The organism is Streptomonospora mangrovi (genome assembly GCF_027604915.1).
In the GTDB taxonomy this organism is placed as follows: domain Bacteria; phylum Actinomycetota; class Actinomycetes; order Streptosporangiales; family Streptosporangiaceae; genus Streptomonospora; species Streptomonospora mangrovi.
This window is the reverse complement of the sequence record NZ_JAJAQC010000001.1, coordinates 1-18,671: the sequence shown is the minus strand read 5'-3', so window position 1 is coordinate 18,671 and position 18,671 is coordinate 1. Positions and strand designations below refer to the sequence as shown.

Annotated in this window: 14 protein-coding genes; 7 read left to right on the top strand and 7 right to left on the bottom strand. The window is 75.6% G+C overall.

The window, feature by feature from the left end:
* Window positions 1-121: 121 nt before the first annotated feature.
* On the bottom strand, window positions 122-1,459 hold the full coding sequence (gene hisS / locus LG943_RS00070) for a histidine--tRNA ligase (RefSeq protein ID WP_270070041.1): 1,338 nt from the start codon (window positions 1,457-1,459) through the stop codon (window positions 122-124).
* A gap of 629 nt (window positions 1,460-2,088) precedes the next feature.
* Here hisS and LG943_RS00065 point away from each other — a divergent pair.
* From LG943_RS00065 to LG943_RS00035, 7 genes are all read left to right on the top strand, one after another.
* Window positions 2,089-3,882 carry a helix-turn-helix domain-containing protein gene (locus LG943_RS00065; RefSeq protein WP_270070040.1) on the top strand — a complete coding sequence of 598 codons (1,794 nt, stop codon included), beginning with the start codon at window positions 2,089-2,091 and terminating at the stop codon, window positions 3,880-3,882.
* 254 nt (window positions 3,883-4,136) lie between these two features.
* On the top strand, window positions 4,137-5,672 hold the full coding sequence (locus LG943_RS00060; RefSeq protein WP_270070039.1) for a uracil-xanthine permease family protein: 1,536 nt from the start codon (window positions 4,137-4,139) through the stop codon (window positions 5,670-5,672).
* A gap of 199 nt (window positions 5,673-5,871) precedes the next feature.
* The gene (locus tag LG943_RS00055) at window positions 5,872-6,471 is read left to right on the top strand and encodes a GTP-binding protein (protein ID WP_270070038.1); all 600 of its coding nucleotides are present in this window, start codon (window positions 5,872-5,874) and stop codon (window positions 6,469-6,471) included.
* A 90-nt stretch (window positions 6,472-6,561) separates the two neighbouring features.
* Complete coding sequence (gene secA2, locus LG943_RS00050) at window positions 6,562-8,874, top strand: accessory Sec system translocase SecA2 (RefSeq protein ID WP_270070037.1); 2,313 nt, start codon at window positions 6,562-6,564, stop codon at window positions 8,872-8,874.
* Window positions 8,875-9,143: 269 nt separating this feature from the next.
* On the top strand, window positions 9,144-9,413 hold the full coding sequence (locus LG943_RS00045; RefSeq protein WP_270070175.1) for a DUF6406 domain-containing protein: 270 nt from the start codon (window positions 9,144-9,146) through the stop codon (window positions 9,411-9,413).
* 153 nt (window positions 9,414-9,566) lie between these two features.
* Window positions 9,567-10,367 carry a class I SAM-dependent methyltransferase gene (locus LG943_RS00040; protein WP_270070036.1) on the top strand — a complete coding sequence of 267 codons (801 nt, stop codon included), beginning with the start codon at window positions 9,567-9,569 and terminating at the stop codon, window positions 10,365-10,367.
* Between the two features lie 58 nt (window positions 10,368-10,425).
* Window positions 10,426-10,731, top strand: a complete 306-nt coding sequence (locus tag LG943_RS00035; protein ID WP_270070035.1) for a Dabb family protein — start codon at window positions 10,426-10,428, stop codon at window positions 10,729-10,731.
* Between the two features lie 341 nt (window positions 10,732-11,072).
* On the opposite strand, the gene LG943_RS00030 is transcribed toward LG943_RS00035, so the two are convergent.
* From LG943_RS00030 to LG943_RS00005, 6 genes are all read right to left on the bottom strand, one after another.
* Complete coding sequence (locus tag LG943_RS00030; protein WP_270070034.1) at window positions 11,073-12,080, bottom strand: FkbM family methyltransferase; 1,008 nt, start codon at window positions 12,078-12,080, stop codon at window positions 11,073-11,075.
* A gap of 674 nt (window positions 12,081-12,754) precedes the next feature.
* On the bottom strand, window positions 12,755-13,846 hold the full coding sequence (locus tag LG943_RS00025; RefSeq protein WP_270070033.1) for a cytochrome d ubiquinol oxidase subunit II: 1,092 nt from the start codon (window positions 13,844-13,846) through the stop codon (window positions 12,755-12,757).
* A gap of 72 nt (window positions 13,847-13,918) precedes the next feature.
* Window positions 13,919-15,166 (bottom strand): cytochrome ubiquinol oxidase subunit I, encoded by a 1,248-nt coding sequence (locus LG943_RS00020; RefSeq protein ID WP_270070032.1) that lies wholly within the window; start codon window positions 15,164-15,166, stop codon window positions 13,919-13,921.
* 227 nt (window positions 15,167-15,393) lie between these two features.
* Window positions 15,394-16,059: a response regulator gene (locus LG943_RS00015; RefSeq protein ID WP_270070031.1), complete on the bottom strand. Its 666-nt coding sequence runs from the start codon at window positions 16,057-16,059 to the stop codon at window positions 15,394-15,396.
* Window positions 16,056-17,297 carry a sensor histidine kinase gene (locus tag LG943_RS00010; RefSeq protein WP_270070030.1) on the bottom strand — a complete coding sequence of 414 codons (1,242 nt, stop codon included), beginning with the start codon at window positions 17,295-17,297 and terminating at the stop codon, window positions 16,056-16,058. Before LG943_RS00010 ends, LG943_RS00015 begins: the two co-directional genes overlap by 4 nt.
* Before the next feature lie 113 nt (window positions 17,298-17,410).
* Window positions 17,411-18,412: a DMT family transporter gene (locus LG943_RS00005; RefSeq protein WP_408648512.1), complete on the bottom strand. Its 1,002-nt coding sequence runs from the start codon at window positions 18,410-18,412 to the stop codon at window positions 17,411-17,413.
* Window positions 18,413-18,671 lie beyond the last annotated feature (259 nt).

Sequence of the window (18,671 nt, the reverse complement as noted above, 5' to 3'; positions counted from 1 at the left end):
GCCGGTGCCGCCAGGGCTGCGGCGCCGGTGTCGGCCAGTTTTCCACGCGGGACCGGCCCTGTCCCGGGAATGGCCGGTTCCGGCTCGGCGGCGGCGGGCCCGCGCCCGCCGCCGCGGCGGATCAGTCCCGCGCGGGCGCGGGCGGCAGCCAGGACGCGGGGTCGGCGGCGGTCTGGTCGCCGCCGGCCATGTCCTTGACCTCGTGGCCCTTGCCGTCCTCGAACGGGGGGAACCACACGAAGGGGATGCCCTTGCGCGAGGCGTACTGGATCTGCTTCCCGAGCTTGGCGGGCTGGTGGTAGACCTCGGTGTTGACGCCGCGCCCGCGCAGCAGGGCGGCGGTGCGCAGGGCGTCGTCGCGGCGCTCGGCCGAGGGCAGCACCACCAGCACGTCGGTGGGGCAGGAGCGGCCCGGGGCGATCCTGCCCTCGGCCACCAGCTTGGCGAAGATCCGGGTGAGGCCGATGGAGATGCCCACCCCGGGCAGGCTGCGCCGGATGAACTGGCCGGCGAGGTCCTCGTAGCGGCCGCCCGCGCAGATGCTGCCGTAGCCGGGGTCGTCGTCGAAGGCGGCCTCGTAGACCGTGCCGGTGTAGTAGTCCAGCCCGCGCGCGACGGAGAGGTCGGCCACCACCGCGCCGGCCGGGAGGTCGGCCAGGGAGTCCAGCACGAACGCCAGCTCCTCCAGACCCTGGTCCAGCAGCGCGGAGGACACCCCCAGCTTGGTGACCTCGGCGACCACCGAGGCGGAGTCGGCGCCCTTGACGGCCGCCAGGTCCAGGCAGCGGCCGGCCTGCTCGGGGGTGAGCCCGGCCCGCTCGACCAGGATCTCGCGGACGGCGTCGGCGCCGATCTTGTGCAGCTTGTCGACGGCGCGGATGACCGCGACGGGGTCGGCGATCCCCAGCCCCTCGTAGAAGCCCTGGAGCACCTTGCGGTTGTTGACGTAGAGCGTCCAGGCGGGGAGGTCCAGCCCGCTCAGCACCTCGTGCGCGATGCGCGGGAGTTCGGCGTCGAAGTGCAGCGGCACCTGGTCGACGTTGATGACGTCGATGTCGCACTGGGTGAACTCGCGGAACCGCCCCTCCTGGGGGCGCTCGCCCCGCCACACGCGCTGCATCTGGTAGCGCTTGAACGGGAAGGTGAGGTCGTTGAAGTGCTGGGCCACGTAGCGGGCGAACGGCACGGTGAGGTCGAAGTGCAGGCCCAGGCGGGCGTCGGAGCGGTCGTCGGGGTCGGCCTGGAGCCGGTGCAGGGTGTAGACCTCCTGGGAGGTCTCGCCCTTGGCCAGCAGGACGTCGAGGTTCTCGACCGAGGGGGTCTCGACCGAGGCGAACCCGTAGCGCTCGAACCCGGCGCGGATATGGTCCAGCCAGCGCTGCTCCACGGACCGGATCTCCGGCGACCACTCGGGGAAGCCGCTGACGGGTGCGGGGCGGAGGACGCGCTGGTCGGACATTGGTTCGTGTGGCTCCTTGCGCCGGTGTGCGGAACAGCCCAAACAGCTCAATGGTAGGGCCTCGGCGCCCGGCGGGCGGCCGGTACGGCGGGGGTGCGGGCGCCGCCTCCGGGCGCGGGCGCGGAGCTGCGCCGGGGGCCGGATCCGGCCGGACGCGCCGCCGGGGGGCGCGGGGCGGCCGGGGGCGGCCGGGGGACGCCGCCACCGGCCCGCGTGGACGGTTTCACGGGCCGGTGGGGCCGTCGAGCACCGCGGAGCATCGACCGATGCGAGCCGACGTTGCCCCAGCGACGTCAGCGAACGGCCCCACGCTCAGCGTGTGTCGACGCGGATCCGGCGGCCGCGGGGTCCGGCGGAGTCTCGTGCCAGGAGAACGGCGCCGGAGCACCGCACGGCGCGGGTCCTTGGGTTCACGGTAGACCGCCGAGCCCACCACGCCCAGAGCCGGAGGCGGCCGAAATGGGCCGCTCACAATGTCATAAAGCACACGTGCGCTCTCAGCGGCCCCGACGCGCCCGCCCCGGCGCCCGGCATCCCCGCCACGGCGGCGATCCGGGCCGCCCGGGGCGGCCGCGGAGGGGCCGAGCGGGCCCCGGGGCGGTCGCGGGGCGGCCGTTATCGTCGTTGCCATGGACCACCAGGCCGGCGGGCACGCCCCGCCCGCGGCGGACGCCTCCGGCCCCGGCCGGACCCCACCGGCGGGCGCGACCGCGCGCGGACTCACCGTCGCCCAGGCGCTGGCCCTGCCCGCCCTGCGCGGCACCGAGGTCCTCGCCGGAGGCGCCGGGCTGGACCGGGTGGTCCGCCGGCTGGCCGTGGCCGCCGCGCCCGAGGACCTGGCCGGCGCCCGCGCCGGTGAGCTGCTGCTGGCCGCCGTGCCGCTGCGCGCGGGCCGGGGCGTGGGCGCGGTGCGGCTGCTGCGCGACCTGGACGACCGGGGCCTGGCGGGGGTGGCCGTGGCCGCCGACGCCGGCGCGGTGCCGCGCGAGGCGCTGCGCACCGCCGACAGCATCGCGCTGCCCCTGCTGCGCCTGGGCGCGGCGGTGCCGCCGGCCGAGGTGCCCGGCCGGGTGCTGGCCGACGTCCTGGCGGGCCGCGCCGCCGCGCTGGAGCGGGCCGAGCGGGTGCACCGCGCGCTGGCCGAGGCCGACCGCGCCGGCGGCGGCCTGGCCGCGCTCGCCGCCGCGCTGGCCGGGCCGCTGGAGGGCGGGGTCCTGGTGACGGCGCCGCGTGGGCGGGTGCTGGCGCGGGCCGGCCTGGCCGACGGCGAGGCCGCCGACCCCGCGCTCTTCGCCGAGGGCGGCGCGCGCTTCCGCACCGCCGACCTCCCCCTGGGCCTGCCGGCGCCCGAGGAGGGCGCGCCGGCGCCGGCGCCCCGGGCGGTGCAGGTGCCGGTCCTGGCCGGGGGAGTCGACCACGGCCGCCTCGTGCTGGTACCGCACGGCCGCGCGGCGGCGCCCGAGGACCTCGCGCTGCTGGAGCGCGCCGCGGCCTCCGCCGCCCTGGTGTTCACGCGCGGCCTGGCCGAGGCCGCGGCCGGCGCCAAGTACCGGGGCGACCTGCTGCGCGACCTGCTGGCCGGGCACGCCGGCGACCCCGATGACCCCGACGACACGGTGCGGCGCTGCGCGGACCTGGGCTGGGACGTCGACCGGCCGCTGGTCGCGGTGGTGGCGGAGTTCCCCGAGCCGGCCGGCGCCGACGAGCCGGCGGGGGCGCCCGCCGGTGCCGGGCCGCGCCCCGGCCCGGAGCCGGCCGCCGCCTGGGCCGCCGCCGCGCGCGAGCGCGACCCCGGTGCGGCCGTGGCCGGCTACCGCCGCGAGGTCGTGGTGCTGATGGGCGCCGGCGGCGGCGCCCCGGGACGCGCCCGGCGGACCGCCGGGGAGCCCCCCGAGGGGCGGGACGGTGCCCCGGCGCGGGCCGCCCGCGACCTGGTGGCGCACATGGCCCGGGAGTCCGGCGGGGCGGGCGCCGCGCCGGACTTCACCGCCGGGATCAGCCGGGTGGCGCGGGGCCCGCGCGATCTGCCGCGCGCCTACGAGCAGGCGCGCCGCGCGGCGCGGGTGGCCCGGCGCACGCGCGGCCCCGGCGCGGTGGCGGAGTTCGACGCGCTGGGGGTGGACCGGCTGCTCAGCCTGATCAGCGACGGCACCGAGCTGCGGGCCTTCGCCGCCGAGACGCTGGGGGAGCTGGCCGAGACGGGGTCGCCCGAGGCCGACGACCTGCGCGCCACCCTGGAGGCGCTGCTGGACAACAACCTCAACGTGGCCGAGACCGCGCGGGCGCTGCACTTCCACTACAACACCCTGCGCTACCGGATCGGCAAGCTGGAGCGCATGCTGGGGCCCTTCAGCACCGATCCGCAGTTGCGGCTGGACCTGCTGGTGGCCCTGCGGGTGCTGCGCATGCGCGACCCGGGGTAGCGGGCGGCGCGGGAGGGGCGCACCGGGCGGGCGCGCGCCGGCCGCCGCCGAGCGGCACCGGTTACCGGGGCGCAACCTCCCGGCGATCATGGTGGTCCATCCTGGTGTGCGACATATTGCGACTGTTGTGACCTAATGGGGGGGATGCGCCCCGTGGGCCGGCGCGGTGCACGCCCCGCCCGCCCCGCGCACGCGCGCCCCGCCGCCGGCACCCGGCGGCGCGGGCGCACCCGACTCGTCCTGGTGGAGGCCCGGTGGATCTCGGCTTGCGGTGGAAGCTCTACGGCGACGGCACGGCGCCGCCGCCCGGCGAGGTCGTCCGCCCCCAGGAGCGGCTGTCGTGGGGCCGCACGGCCGGCCTGGGCGCCCAGCACGTGGTCGCCATGTTCGGCGCAACCTTCGTGTTCCCCGTCCTCATGGGGCTGGACCCCAACCTCGCCATCATGATGTCGGGCGTGGCCACGATCCTGTTCCTGCTCGTGGTCCAGGGCCGCATTCCCAGCTACCTGGGCAGCAGCGCGTCGTTCGTGGCCGCCGCCGCCGTCGTCTCGCCCGGGGGCGCCAACCCGGCCGTGCTCACCGGCGCCGTGTGCGTCGCCGGCGTCGTGCTGGCGCTGTCGGGCTTCGTGATCCACCTGCTGGGCCCGCGCGCCGTGCTCGCCGCCTTCCCGCCCGCCGTCACCGGCGCGGTGGTCATGCTCATCGGGTTCAACCTCGCCCCCGTGGTGGCCGACAGCTACTGGCCCTTCGACCAGTGGACCGGCCTGCTGACCATGGCCTTCGTCATCCTCGCCACCGTGCTGCTGCGCGGGTTCCTGGGCCGCGTCACCATCCTGCTGGGGCTGGTGTTCGGGTTCGCGCTCTCCTGGGCGGCCGACCTGCTGCTGGGCCCGGCCGCGCTGCCCGAAGGCGGCACCGCGCCGCGCGTGGACCTCGCCGACGTCGCCGCCGCCCCCTGGATCGGCCTGCCCGAGTTCCACGCGCCCCAGTTCGAGACCTCGGCCGTGCTGGTGGTGCTGCCCGCCGTGATCGCGCTGATCGCCGAGAACGCCGGGCACGTCAAGGCCGTCCAGGAGATGACCGGCGAGGACCTCGACCGCTACATGGGCCGCGCCATCATCGCCGACGGCGTGGCGACCTCGCTGTCCAGCGCGGTCGGCGGCCCGCCCACCACCACCTACGCCGAGAACATCGGTGTCATGGCCGCCACCCGCGTCTACTCCACCGCCGCCTACTACGTGGCGGCCCTGGCCGCCGTGCTGGTCGGGCTGTGCCCCAAGTTCGGCGCCCTGGTCGCCGCCACCCCGGCGGGTGTGCTGGGCGGTATCACCGTGGTCCTCTACGGCATGATCGGCCTGCTCGGCGCCAAGATCTGGGTCGAGAACCGCGTGGACTTCGGCAACCCGATCGTCCTGGTGCCGGTGGCCGCCGGCCTGATCGCCGGCATCGGCGGGGTCCGGCTGGAGATCACCGGCACCTTCGCGATCGAGGGCATCGCGCTGGGCACGCTCATCACCCTGGTCGGCTACCACGCGCTGGCGCGCCTGGCGCCCGCCGCGATGCGCCCCGCCCCGGCGCCCGCCGGACCGCTGGACCACGAGCACACCGACGCCGACTCCGGGGCCGGCCTGCTGCTGGGCAGCGGGGTCGACGCCATGGCGCCCGAGGACCCCGCCGACGGACAGGGGCGGCCCGCCGCCTCCGGCGCGCCGGAGGAGCCCGCCGACCCCCGCGCGGGCGGCGCGCGGGGGACCGGCGGGCGGCCCGGCGGGGGCGCCGCCGAGGGCTGAGACGGCCGTCACCGCGGTGCCCAATCCGGATCGTCACCGCGTGGCGCTGGAGTGTGCCGGGCGGTGCTAGTTTCAGTGCGTGGTGCCCGATGCGCCGCCACCAACGGGACCCGCGCCTTTCTTCCCCTTCTGTCCGCAAGGGCGTTTCTCCGCAGCACGCCCTGCGGCTTCCAGCGTCGTGAGGGAGCCAGAGATCCACGTGAGCGATACCCCGAAACTCTCAACGAAGATCATCGTCGCCGGCGGCTTCGGCGTGGGCAAGACGACCTTCGTCGGAGCGGTCTCGGAGATTCCCCCCGTTCGCACCGAGGCGGCCGTGACCGCCGCCAGCGCCGGAATCGACGACCTCTCCCACACCCCCGACAAGACCAGCACCACGGTCGCCATGGACTTCGGCCGGATCTCGCTGGAGACCGACCTGACCCTCTACCTGTTCGGCACCCCCGGCCAGCAGCGGTTCTGGTTCATGTGGGACGACATCGTGCGCGGCGCCCTGGGCGCGGTCATCCTCGCCGACACCCGCCGCCTGGAGGAGTCTTTCCAGGCGCTGGACTACTTCGAGAAGCAGTACCGCATCCCGTTCCTCATCGCGCTCAACTCCTTCGAGGGCGAGCCCGAGTACACCTACGAGGAACTGCGCGACGCGATGGACCTGCGGCCCGAGGTGCCGATCGTGCGCTGCGACGCCCGCGACCGCCAGTCGGTCATCGGCGTGCTGGCGGCCCTGGTCCGCCACGCCATGGCGGTGGAGGCCGGGAACGCCGCCGGGCGCGGCGGCCAACTCGTCGCGCGCGGCTGAGCCGCGCCCGCGCTCGATCGTCCGCGATCGTTGCCGCGCGGGAACCCACCGGGCGCCGAACGGAGTTACCCTTGCGTGGTGTTCGGACGAATGGCAGAAAGCGTCCGCCGGCTCCTGGGCAGGCCCGGCGCGGTGGACCTGCGGCCCTACAGCAAGCTTCTGGAAGCCATCGAGGCGCGCGAGCCGGAACTTCGCGAGCTGAGTGACTCCGAGCTGACCGAGAAGGCGGCCGAGCTCGGCAACGCGGAGTTGCCCTACGACCGCGGCGACCTGGTCGAACTGTGCGCCGTCGGCCGCGAGGCCGCGCGCCGCGCCCTCGACGAGCGGCCCTACGACGTCCAGTTGCTGGGCGTCATGGCGCTGCTCGACGGCCACATCGCCGAGATGGCCACCGGCGAGGGCAAGACCCTGGCCGGCGCGCTGGCGGCGGCCGGGTTCGCCCTGCGGGGCCAGCGCGTGCACGTCCTCAGCGTCAACGACTACCTCGCGCGCCGCGACGCCGAGTGGATGGCGCCGCTGTACGAGCGCCTGGGGGTGGCCGTCGCCTGGATCAGCGAGGAGTCCACGCCCGAGCAGCGCCGCGCGGCCTACGCCGCCGACGTCACCTACGCCTCGGTCAGCGAGCTGGGCTTCGACGTCCTGCGCGACCGCATGGTCACCGACATCGCCGACCGCGTGGTGCCCGAGCCCAACATCGCGCTCATCGACGAGGCCGACTCCGTCCTGGTCGACGAGGCCCGCGTGCCGCTGGTGCTGGCCGGCGCCGCCGAGACCACCGAGGCCGACCTGGAGATGGCCGACCTCGTGCGCCGCCTCACCCCGCGCGTGCACTACGAGGTCGACGTCGACGGCCGCAACGTCCAGCTCACCGACGCCGGCATCGACGCCGTCGAGAAGGAGCTGGGCGGCATCGACCTCTACGACGAGCACGACACCTCGGTGCTGCCGCGGGTCAACCTCGCCCTGCACGCCCACGTGCTGCTCCAGCGCGACGTCCACTACGTCGTGCGCGACGGCGAGGTCCGCCTCATCAACGAGTCGCGCGGGCGCATCGCCCTCCTCCAGCGCTGGCCCGACGGCCTCCAGGCCGCCGTGGAGGCCAAGGAGAAGGTCGCCGTCTCCGAGACCGGCGAGGTGCTCGACTCCATCACCGTGCAGTCGCTGGTGCTGCGCTACCCCACGCGCTGCGGCATGACCGGTACGGCCATGGCCGTGGCCGAGCAGCTTCGCGAGTTCTACGAGCTGGAAGTCGCGGTCATCCCGCCCAACAAGCCCAACGTCCGCGAGGACGAGGGCACCCGCCTCTACGCCACCCGCGAGGAGAAGGAGGACGCCCTGGTCGAGGAGGTCGCCGAGGTCCACGCGACCGGCCGGCCGATCCTCATCGGCACCCAGGACGTCGCCGAGTCCGAGCTGCTGGCCAAGCGCCTGGCCGACGATGGCCTCGAATGCGTGGTGCTCAACGCCAAGAACGACGCCGAGGAGGCCGGCATCATCGCCGAGGCCGGCACCCACGGCGCCATCACGGTCTCCACCCAGATGGCCGGCCGGGGCACCGACATCCGCCTGGGCGGCAGCGACATGGCCGACCGCGACCGCGTGGTTGACAAGGGCGGCCTCTACGTCATGGGCTTCGGCCGCTACCCCAGCAGCCGGCTGGACGACCAGTTGCGCGGCCGCGCCGGCCGCCAGGGCGACCCCGGCGCCTCGGTCTTCTTCGTCTCCGTCGAGGACGACCTGGTCGCCAACAACGCCCCCCAGACCCGCGGCTACGAGGCCGAGGGCGACGGCGCCATCACCGACCCCAGTTGGCTGGAGATGGTCGACCACGCCCAGCGGGTGTCGGAGGGCAACCTGCTGGAGGTCCACCGCAACACCTGGCGCTACAACCAGCTCATCGACGTGCAGCGCGGCGTGGTGCTGGAGCACCGCGAGGCCGTGCTCACCGACGGCCTCGGCGACCGCCAGCTCAAGCACGACTGCCCCGAGCGCCACGCCGAGCTGGTCGAGGAGGTCGGCGAGGAGGAGGTCGCCCGCGCGGCCCGGCTGATCACGCTGTACCACCTCGACCGCGGCTGGACCGACCACAACGCCTTCCTGGCCGAGCTGCGCGAGGGCATCCACCTGCGCTTCCTGGGCCGCCGCGACCCCCTGGACGAGTTCAACCGCGACGCGGTCCCGGCTTTCAAGGGCTTCCTGGACGAGGCCCGCGCCCGCGCCGCCGAGACCTTCCTGGAGGCGGAGGCCGGCGAGGACGGCACGATCGACGTCTCCGCCGTGGGCGTCAAGCGCCCCTCGATGACCTGGACCTACATGGTCCACGACCACCCGTTCTCCTCGGCGCTGGAGACCGTGGTCGGCCGCATCAAGGGCACGGTCGGCTCGGGGGAGTCCACCGCCTAGGCGTGTCCGCGCGCCGTCCCGGAGGTCACCCGGTCGGGTCGCCCCGGGGCGGCGAGTGCCCGTGCGGGCGGTTCTGCGGGGACTCGGCCTGGACGCTCACGTGCGCCATCCCGTCGATTCACTGACTCTCATGCAATTGCACGAGAGAAGGGGTAGTGTGCCAGGCAATCAGGCGGACGCCCGTGCTTCGGCGCGGGCTTCCGCCCTGTTGCGCGCGCAGCGCAGGCACCGGAACTCCGCTGAACGATGGGAGACGGTCAAACGTGGACGTGGTTCATGAGATCGGCGCCGAAGAGACGATCACCTACGGCCGGAACGATCGCTTTTACGGAGGTCCCGTGGGCGGTGGCCGCTTCTGGCTCGAAGACGACGGCCGCCCCGCCGCCAAGCTCGGCGGCCCGGAGGAGTGGCGCAGCCACGGCATGATCGACGTGCACACCGGCGACACCTTCACGGTGGGCGGTCAGACCTGGAAGATCACCGAAATCGTGGACGCGGACTCGGAGGACGCCTACCTCACGGCGGTCCGGGTGAGCTGAGCGGTCCCCCCGATCCGATCCCCGGGCCGGGCCCCGGGCGCGCCCCCGCGGCGCCGCCCCGGTGCCGGGACCGCGGTCTTCCTCCCTCCCGGCGCGCCGCCGCGCCGCGGAAAACGGATTGCCGCCCGCGGCCGGCTCGGATGCAATGGCCCGATGAGCGCCGAGACCCCCCACCACGTCCGTCCCGACCGCGACGACGCCTCTCATGTCGCGCGCAACCGCGACCACTGGGACACCGCCCTGGCACCGGTGTTCGGCCGACTCGCCCCCGGCCAGTGGTCCCGGACCGGGCCCGCCTGGGGCCACTGGGCCGTTCCGGAGTCCGAACTCGGCCTGCTGCCCGGCGACCTCAGCGGCCGGACCGCCGTCGAACTCGGCTGCGGCACCGGCTACGTGTCCTCGTGGCTGGCGCGCGCGGGCGCCCGTCCCGTGGGGGTGGACGTCTCCGCCGCCCAGCTCGAAACCGCCCGCGCGATGCAGGCGCGCTTCGGCGTGGAGTTCCCGCTGGTGCTGGCCGACGCCGAGCGGCTGCCCTTCCCCGACGCCGTTTTCGACTTCGCCGTCAGTGAGCTGGGTGCGGCGCTGTGGTGCGACCCCTACCGGTGGATCCCCGAGGCCGCGCGCGTGCTGGCGCCCGGTGGCCGGCTGTCCTTCCTCACCATGTCCCCGCTGTTCGCCATGTGCGTCCCCGACGACGGCCCGGCCGGGTCCGCGCTGGCGCGCCCCCAGTTCGGCCCGCACCGGCGCGACTGGGGCGACTCCGTGGAGTTCTCGCTGCCCCACGGCGCGATGCTGCGGCTACTGCGTTCCTGCGGCCTGGAGGTGGAGGACATGGTGGAGGTCCGGGCGCCGGAGCGGCCCGAGCGCGACTACGACTACCTGCCGATGGAGTGGGCCCGCCGCTGGCCCGGCGAGGAGGTCTGGAAGGCGCGAAAGCGCGGACCCGGCTCCTGAGCCGGCCCCGACGCGGGGATCCGCCCTCCGGTACCCCGGGGGCTAGTACGGTCGGGGCATGACACTCCGCCATATCGCGCTGTTCAAGTGGGCCGAGGGCGTCACGCCCGACCAGGTCGCCGAGGTCGGGCGTCTGCTCGCGCCGCTGCCCGACGCCATCACCCAGTTGCGCGCCTACGCCTTCGGGCCCGACGCCGGGATCAGCGAGGGCGCCTACGACTTCGCCGTGGTGGCCGACGTCGACGACGAAGAAGGCTTCATCGCCTACCGGGACCATCCCGAGCACCAGGCCGCGCTCGCGGTGATCCGGCCGCTGCTGGCCGACCGCGCGGCCGTGCAGTTCCGCGTGGACGCGGGAGCCTGACCCGGTCGGGCAGCCGGTGGTATCCGTTCCTTCCGGCGGGCGGGGCGAAGGCGCGGAAGTATCCGAAGACGCGGCTCCAGCCTGGTGGGGGTGGACCGCGCGGGCCGGTCGCCGCCCCGGGGGTTGCGCTAGAACATGTTCTACAACTACGTTCGGGGTGCGGCCGTCGCGGCCATCACGCCCCGACGGTGCGGCGGGCAGACCCCGCGCCGCTCGGAGGGCGCCGCACGGGTGCGCGCAGTACCGCGCCACCTGCCGGAGGCGGATCGCGCCCCGCCGCCGGCGGGTGGCGCCCGCGCGCGGCCGCCGTCTCGCCGCCGCCCGGCCGCCGCGCGGTCGTCCTACGCCACCGGGATCCCCATCGCCGCCAGTTCGGCACCGTCCCGGGTCGTGACGAACCAGTCGCGGAACCGGTCGTGGGGCGCCAGCGCCCCGGCCGGGGCAAGGGCGCGGTCGCCGACCAGGTGAAACCGGTAGCCGTGCGGCGCGAGCAGGCCGCTCAGCAGGTCGGCGTCGGCGCCGGGCAGCACCTCGCACAGGATGTCGGGCCGGTGCGCGGCCAGGAACTCCTGGCCGTGCTCGAACACGGCCGCCTCGGTGCCCTCCACGTCCACCTTGAGCACCGAGGACGAGCCGGGCGGCACGACACCGGTGAAGGAGTCCAGCGCCACCACCTCGACCGGGACGCCGTCGGCGAACACCATCTCGGCGGAGTAGTAGCAGGGCAGCGCGGAGTCGCCCGACCGCGCGGGCATGGCCACCGTGGTCGCGGGGTCGCCCACCCCCACGTGGTGCAGCGTGGTGCGGTGCAGCACCCGGTTGCGCACGCAGTTGTCGAACAGGGTGTGCACGACCTCGGGCACGATCTCGAACGCGTGCGCGCGCAGGCGCGGGTTGACGGCGGTGCCCGCCAGGGTGAACAGGCCGGTGTAGGCGCCGATGTCCAGCAGCACCGCGCTGCGCCGCGCCGCCGCGGCGAACACCCGCAGCGCGAGGTCGTCGGCGGCGCCCGGCCGCCGCCCGCCGCCCCAGTGCAGTTCGGCCGCCACCACGCACGCCGACGGGCGCAGCATGGTGAACGCGGCGGGCTCGGGGGCGGGCGCGGAACCGGAATCAGGGGCGGGGACCAGGCCGGTGACCTCGGTGAGTCCGGCGGGCACGGGAAGGCGTCCGGTCCGGCGCAGGTGCGGCGCCGCCACCGCCACCGCCGCCCGCATGGCGAGGTTGGCCGGACCCCAGCCCAGCAGCCGCTTGACGGGCTTCTTGGCGCCGTACCAGCCGCGCCGCCGCGCGCGGGGCGTGGCGCGGAAGTCCACCGCCGCCTTCGCGGCCTGTGGCCCGGCTTCCACCGCCTGCGTCCCCGTGTCCGCGTCCGCCGCCCGCGTGTCCGCGCCGCTCATGCTCCGCCCCCTCGTCCCCGCCGCCCCGGTGCTCTGCGCACCGGTGTCCGGCGCCGTACGCGCCCCGGTCCGGGCGGGTGCGGCGGGGGAGCGGTGCCGTCCGCCCGTGGTCGACTCCGCCGCCATGGCCACCCTCCGTGTCGCATCCACCGCGGAACGCGGTCAGCCTAACCGGGCGGCGCGGCGCGGGCGGCTCCTCCACGCCGAAGGCCCGCCGACCGGATGGGGTCGGCGGGCCTTCGGCGGGCCGCGCCGCTGCGGGGAGCGGGGGGTACGGGATCGCGCGACGGGCCGGGATCGGCGGTGGCGCGGATCAGCCGCAGTTGCCTCCGCAACTGCACGATCCGCCGCTCTGGCAGCCGCAGCCGCAGCCGGAACCGCAGTTGCAGCCGCCGGGGACGGGCGGGGTGGGTGCGGACTCACGCATGGGGGCCTCCTCATTCCAGGCGCGTCGGCGTGCCGGGGTGACGCGGACGTGCGGGTGCGCCGTGTGCTCGCTCTCCACAGGCTCACCTGCCCGCTGCCCGTGATCGCCAACCGAGCGGTGAGGAAGGTGTCACTTCCCGGAGTCCCGGAGTCCCCAGGGCCGGGAGTCGGCGAGCCCCTGGGCCGCCGCCGCGCCCTCAGCCGAAGAAGCCGCCCGCCGGCGCCGGGCGGCGCAGCATCCGGTACAGCGCGACCTGGCCCAGCGCGATGAACGGCAGCGCCGGTCCCACACCCAGCCAGAACATCGCGGACGTGCCCGGGGGGACGGCCGCGACAGGCAGCGCGACCGCGGCCGCCACCAGCAGCGGCAGCAGTGCCATCGCCGCCGCCGAGGTGTGCCGGGCCAGCCCCGGCCCCGACAGCCCGGAGGTCGCCGCCAGGGCCACCGCCAGCGGCACGGCGAGCATGACGGCCATCAGCGGCCGGTCCGCGACGGCGCCGCCGGGCAGCAGGGCGGCTCCGGCGGTGAGCACGACCCCCGCCAGCGCCACCCGCGCCAGCGGCCGGGTGGCGCGCGCGGCGGCGTCGGCGCTCTCGGCCGCGTCGGAGGGCCGAGGGGCGGGAGCGGGTGCGCCCACGGCACCGCTCATGGCGCCGCCCGCGGCGGCGTGCCCGCCGGCACCCACGGCACCGCTCATGGTGCCGCCCGCAACCGCGTGCCCGCCACCGCCCACGGCGGCGGGCGCGGACCCCGGCACCGGCGCCGGCGTGTCCCGGGGCACCAGCCGCTCCGCGCCGAACGCGGCGCCGCGCAGGGCGAACAGCGTCGCCACGGTGGCCGCGCACGTGATCGCGAACGGGGTCGGCAGGGCGCCGCCGCCGAGCAGCCCGGCGAACACCAGGCCCCACGTCAGCGCCAGGGTCCAGCTCCCGGTGACGATCGCCGCGTCGCACACGCCCCGGCCCGCCGCGGAGGCGAACCGGCCGCGGAACCACAGCCCCGCGTCGCGGATCAGCCACCCGGCCAGCAGCACCGTGAAGACCGGCCACATCCCGGTGATGACCGCCGACTTGAGCGCGGGGAACAGGCCGGCCACCACGCCGACGGCGCCGACCAGCCACACCTCGGTGCCCAGGAAGTAGGGCGCGGCGGCGCGCACGACCCGTCGGCGCTCGGCCTCGCCCCGGGCGACGAAGGGCATCAGCATGCCCAGGCCGACGTCGTTGCCCGCGAGCACGAAGTAGCCCACGACCGTGCCGGCGAGGAGGGTGACGGCGACGATGTCCACTGCTGGCTCCTGGAAAGGAAGGGAGGGGAGGGAAAGGGAAGAGAAGGCGGGGACGGGGCGCGGCACCCACCGCTAGAACGTCGGTGCCGGCGCGGCGGGGGGCTTCGGCTCGTGCTCGGCGGGGGAGAGCGGCCCCCGGTCGGGGCCGCGCACCGCGTAGCGCACCAGCAGCGCGTAGGTGACGGCGGCCAGCAGGGCGAACATCAGGGTGAACAGCGAGAACGAGGCCACCGCCATGCCCGGCGACATGTCGGTCATCGCGTCGGCCGTGGTCAGCACGTCCTCCACCGCCCAGGGCTGGCGCCCGGTCTCGCGCACCACCCACCCGGCGATGCTGGCGAGGTAGGGCAGGAACGGCAGGAGCGTCAGCGGCCACTGGAGCCAGCTCCAGCGGTCCAGGCCGCGCAGCGGCCAGGCCAGCAGCAGCACGGGCGCCAGGAAGAACATCAGCGTCCAGAAGCCCATCATGAAGGCGTCGCCCAGCCCGCCGACCACGAGCATCGCGCTGGTCGCGTCGTGCTCGGCCTCGATGGCCGCGATCTCCTGGGCGGAGTAGGTGGCCCCCGAGGCCGGGGGCGTGACGTCGTAGAGGGCGAACTGGGCGCCGCCCACCGCCGCCGTGGGCAGCAGCGCGGCCGCGAACACCGCCACCCCGCGGCGGATGCCCCGGGCGAAGACGCCGTAGGGGTCGTGGCGCCGCGCCAGGTGGTAGGCGCTGACCGCTATCACCACGGACCCGCCCAGCATCAGCGCGCTCAGCGCGATGTGGCCCAGCGCCATCAGCGTGGAGGGGTTGGCGAGTACGGCGGAGAGGTCGGTCAGCACGGCGGTCCCGTCCTCCACCCGGAAGCCCACCGGGTAGCGCAGGACCCCGTTGGAGACCAGCACCCAGTAGGCCGACAGGTAGGCGGTGGCGGTGACCACGCCGAAGCACGCCAGGTGCGCCCAGCGGCCCATGCGGTCCCAGCCGAAGATCCACAGCCCCAGGAACGTGGACTCCACGAAGAAGGCGCCCATGGTCTCCACGGCCAGCGGCGCGCCGAAGACGTGGCCGAACATGTCGCTCAGCCCGCTCCAGTTCAGCGCCAGTTGCAGCTCCATCATCAGGCCCGAGAGCACGCCCATGGCGTAGTTGACGACGTAGAGCCCGCCCCAGAACCGCACGCCGCGCATCCGGTCGGCGTCGCCGCGCAGGGTGGCGCTGAGCTGGCCGAACAGGATGAACGGCGCAAGTCCCAGGGTGAGGGCCACGAACATGTAGTGGGTGCCCGCCGTCAGCGCGAACTGGAGGCGGGCGAGGGTCAGCGGATCGTCGAACATGACGGGCGGCGCCTCGCGGATCGGTGGGTGGACCAGGACGCCTTGAGCATGGCGGCGAGGTTCGGTCCGCTTCATCGGCCTGCGGGAGGCTCCGGCGCTACGCCCGCCGGTGTCAGGGGCGGGGGCGCGCTACCGCCCCCGGTGTAGGGGAGACCCTGAGGGCGGCCGGGGGTGGTGGCCCCGGTCCGGGGCCGCTTCCGGCGGCGCCGACCGCACCCGCCCCCGGTTCAGTCGGCCCAGCCGGGCACCACCAGCGAGGTCTCGTACGCCAGCACCACCAGTTGCGCACGGTCGCGCACGCCCAGCTTCACCATGATCCGGCTGACGTGGGTCTTGGCCGTCGCCGGGCTCACCACCAGCCGCCGCGCGATCTCGTCGTTGGACAGCCCCTCGGCCACCAGCGCCAGCACCTCCCGCTCGCGGTCGGTCAGGTCGTTGAGCCGGGTGGAGGGCGCGGGCCGGCGCGGGCGGCGGGCGTAGTCGGCGATCAGCCGCCGGGTGACCCCGGGCGACAGCAGGGCGTCGCCGCGCGCCACCACCCGCACGGCCTGGAGCAGGTCCTCGGGCTCGGTGTCCTTCACCAGGAACCCGCTGGCGCCCGCGCGCAGCGCCTCGAAGATGTACTCGTCCAGGTCGAACGTGGTGAGGATGACGATCCGCACCGCCTTCAGGGCGGGGTCGGCCAGGATCTGGGCGGTGGCGGCCAGCCCGTCCAGGCCGGGCATGCGGACGTCCATGAGCACCACGTCGGGGCGCTCGGCCCGCGCTTGGCGCACCGCCTCGGCGCCGTCGGGCGCCTCGGCCACCACGGTGATGTCGGGGGCGCTGTCCAGCAGCGCGCGGAACCCAGCGCGCACCAGGGCCTGGTCGTCGGCGAGGAGAACCCTGATCACGCCTGCCGCTCCTCCCGCGCGGGCGCCGCTCCGGCCGGGTGCCGGGGCCGCGCGCCGCCGTCGTCGTCTCCGCTGGTCATGGACCCGGGGTCGGCCCGGTCGGGCAGCCGCGCCCGCACGGCGAACCCGCCCCCGGGACGCGCCCCGGCGGCCAGCTCGCCGCCCAGGGCGGCGGCCCGCTCACGCATACCCGCGATGCCGTTGCCCGCCGTGAACTCCCCCGAGGCGGTGCCGTCGTCGGTCACCGCCAGGCGCACGCCGTCGCCGGCCACGTCCACCTCGACCACCACGGTCGTTGCGCGGGCGTGGCGCACGGCGTTGGTCAGCGCCTCCTGGACGATACGGTAGGCCGCCGTCTGGGTGTTGGCCGACAGGGGGCGGTCGGCGCCGGTGCGCACCACCCGCACGTCCAGCCCGGCGCCCCGGGTGTTCTCGGCCAGCTCCGCGATGCGGTCCAGCCCCGGCGCGGGCGAGCGCGGCGCCGGCTCCTCCACCGAGCGCAGCAGGTTCAGCGTGGCGCGCAGCTCCCGCAGGGTCTCCTTGCTCGTGCGCTTGATCGTGGCCAGCGCCTCGGCGGCCCGCTCGGGCTCGGACTCGATGAGGTAGAGCGCGGTGCCCGCCTGCACGTTGATCAGCGAGATGTTGTGCGCCACCGTGTCGTGGACGTCGCGCGCCAACTGCACCCGCTCCTCGGAGATCCGCCGCCGCACGGCCTCCTCGCGGGTGCGCGCGGCCTCGTCGGCGCGCTCGCGCGCCAGGGCGCGGAACTCGGTGTGCTTGCGCTTCATCTCGCCGCCGCCCACCAGCACCAGGCACCAGGCGAGCATGCCCAGGGCCGGCCCCAGGCGCGGGGCGCCGTAGGCCACCGCCTCCCACAGGTGGATGACCAGGAACTGCGCCGATGCCAGACTCCACGCCTGCCAGCGCCGGCCGTCGGCCGCCGCGCCGAACAGCGCGATGGCCCCGGCCAGCCCGACGCAGCCGTCGGGGAACCCCAGCGGGTAGTACAGCACCGACAGCGGCGCGCTGACGGCGGCCACCGTGGCGGGGTAGCGGCTGCGCCACAGCAGCGGCACCACCGCCGCCGCCGTCCACACCAGCCCCCAGGGGAGCAGCGGGCGCGCGGGATCCTCCTCCGGCAGCCAGTACGCCACCACCAGCGCGGTGCTCAGGGACACGGCCGCCGTCACCAGGGTGACGGCGGTGTCGCGGCGGGTGGGAAGCAGGGCGGACCTCACGCTTAGAAGGTACGCGCCCGCTCCGCGCCCGGCCCTCGTCCGGGGGGATACTCCCCGGTGGCCGGTCCTACTCCCCGGGGAGTAGGACCGGGGAGCAGGCCGGTGGGCTCGGCTCAGTGCCTCCGGTGCCTCCGGTGCCTCCGGCGCCGCCGCAGCGCCTCGGCGGCCTGGTCCACGCCCATGGCGGCCAGCAGCAGCACCGCGCCCACCGCGCCGGCCGCCGTCATCTCCTCGCCCAGCAGCGCCATGGACAGCAGCGCCGCCGTCAGCGGCTCGGCGATGGTGCCAACGGCCGCGCCCGCGTCGGAGGCGGTGCGCAGCCCGCCGAAGTAGGCCACGTAGGCCAGGGCGGTGGGCACCAGGCCCAGGAACAGCAGCAGGAGCAGCGGCAGGGGTCGCGCCGGCACGGCCATGCCCGCCGCCAGCCCCGCCGGGAGCAGCAGCAGCCCGCCCGCCAGCAGGCCCACGCCCACGTTGGCCAGCGGGTCCAGCCCCGCCACGGGGGAGCGGTTGACCAGCGTCATCACCGAGAACGTGAGGCCGGCGCCCAGCGCGCACGCCAGGCCCAGGGCCAGGTGCGGCGGCGGGGCGTCGGTGGCCGGGAACCCCGCCAGCAGCGCCAGCCCGGCCACCGCCAGCAGCACCGCCACGGCCAGCCGCCGCGACGGCGCTCGGCGCGCCGCCAGGCAGATCCCCGCCGCGACGAACACCGGCACGCTGCCGATCTTGACCAGGGTGGCCAGCCCCACCGGGATGAGCGCGAGCGAGAGGAAGTACAGGCTCTGGAACACCGCGTGCAGCAGCGCGTTGGCCGCCAGCCGCACCGCCAGGGGGCGCGAGCGCGGCAACCGGCGCAGCCGACCCGACACCGCCAGGAACGCGGTGATCACGGCGCCGGCCACCAGCAGCCGGTAGGCGGCCACGGCCAGCGCCGGCACACCGTCGGCCTGGAGCAGGTGCCCGGCCAGGCCGCCGGTGCCCCACAGCACCCCGGCGGCGGTCAGCAGCGCGAACCCGCGCCGGGCGGAGGAGGGCGAGGAAAGCGGTGAAGAGGCGGCAGCGGAGGAGGGGGACGCCGCGGCGGACGGGCGCGCGGCGGATTCGGATTCGGACACGACGGCGTACTCCAACGTCGACAGAAGGCACAAGGCAGGGGTGTCGGCGTGGGACGTCACGGATCGGCAACCGCACCGCCGGGGGCGGCGCGGTCCGCGCGCACCCGCCGCGAGGCGGGCGCGGACGCCCCGCTAGGCAGTGTTTTTTGAACGGGTGAGGTCGCGCAGCCAGATGCGGATGGAGGCGAGTTGGACGGTTCCGTCATAGACCGCGGCCCTCTTGTCGTACCTGGTCGCGACCGCCCTGTTCTGCTTGAGC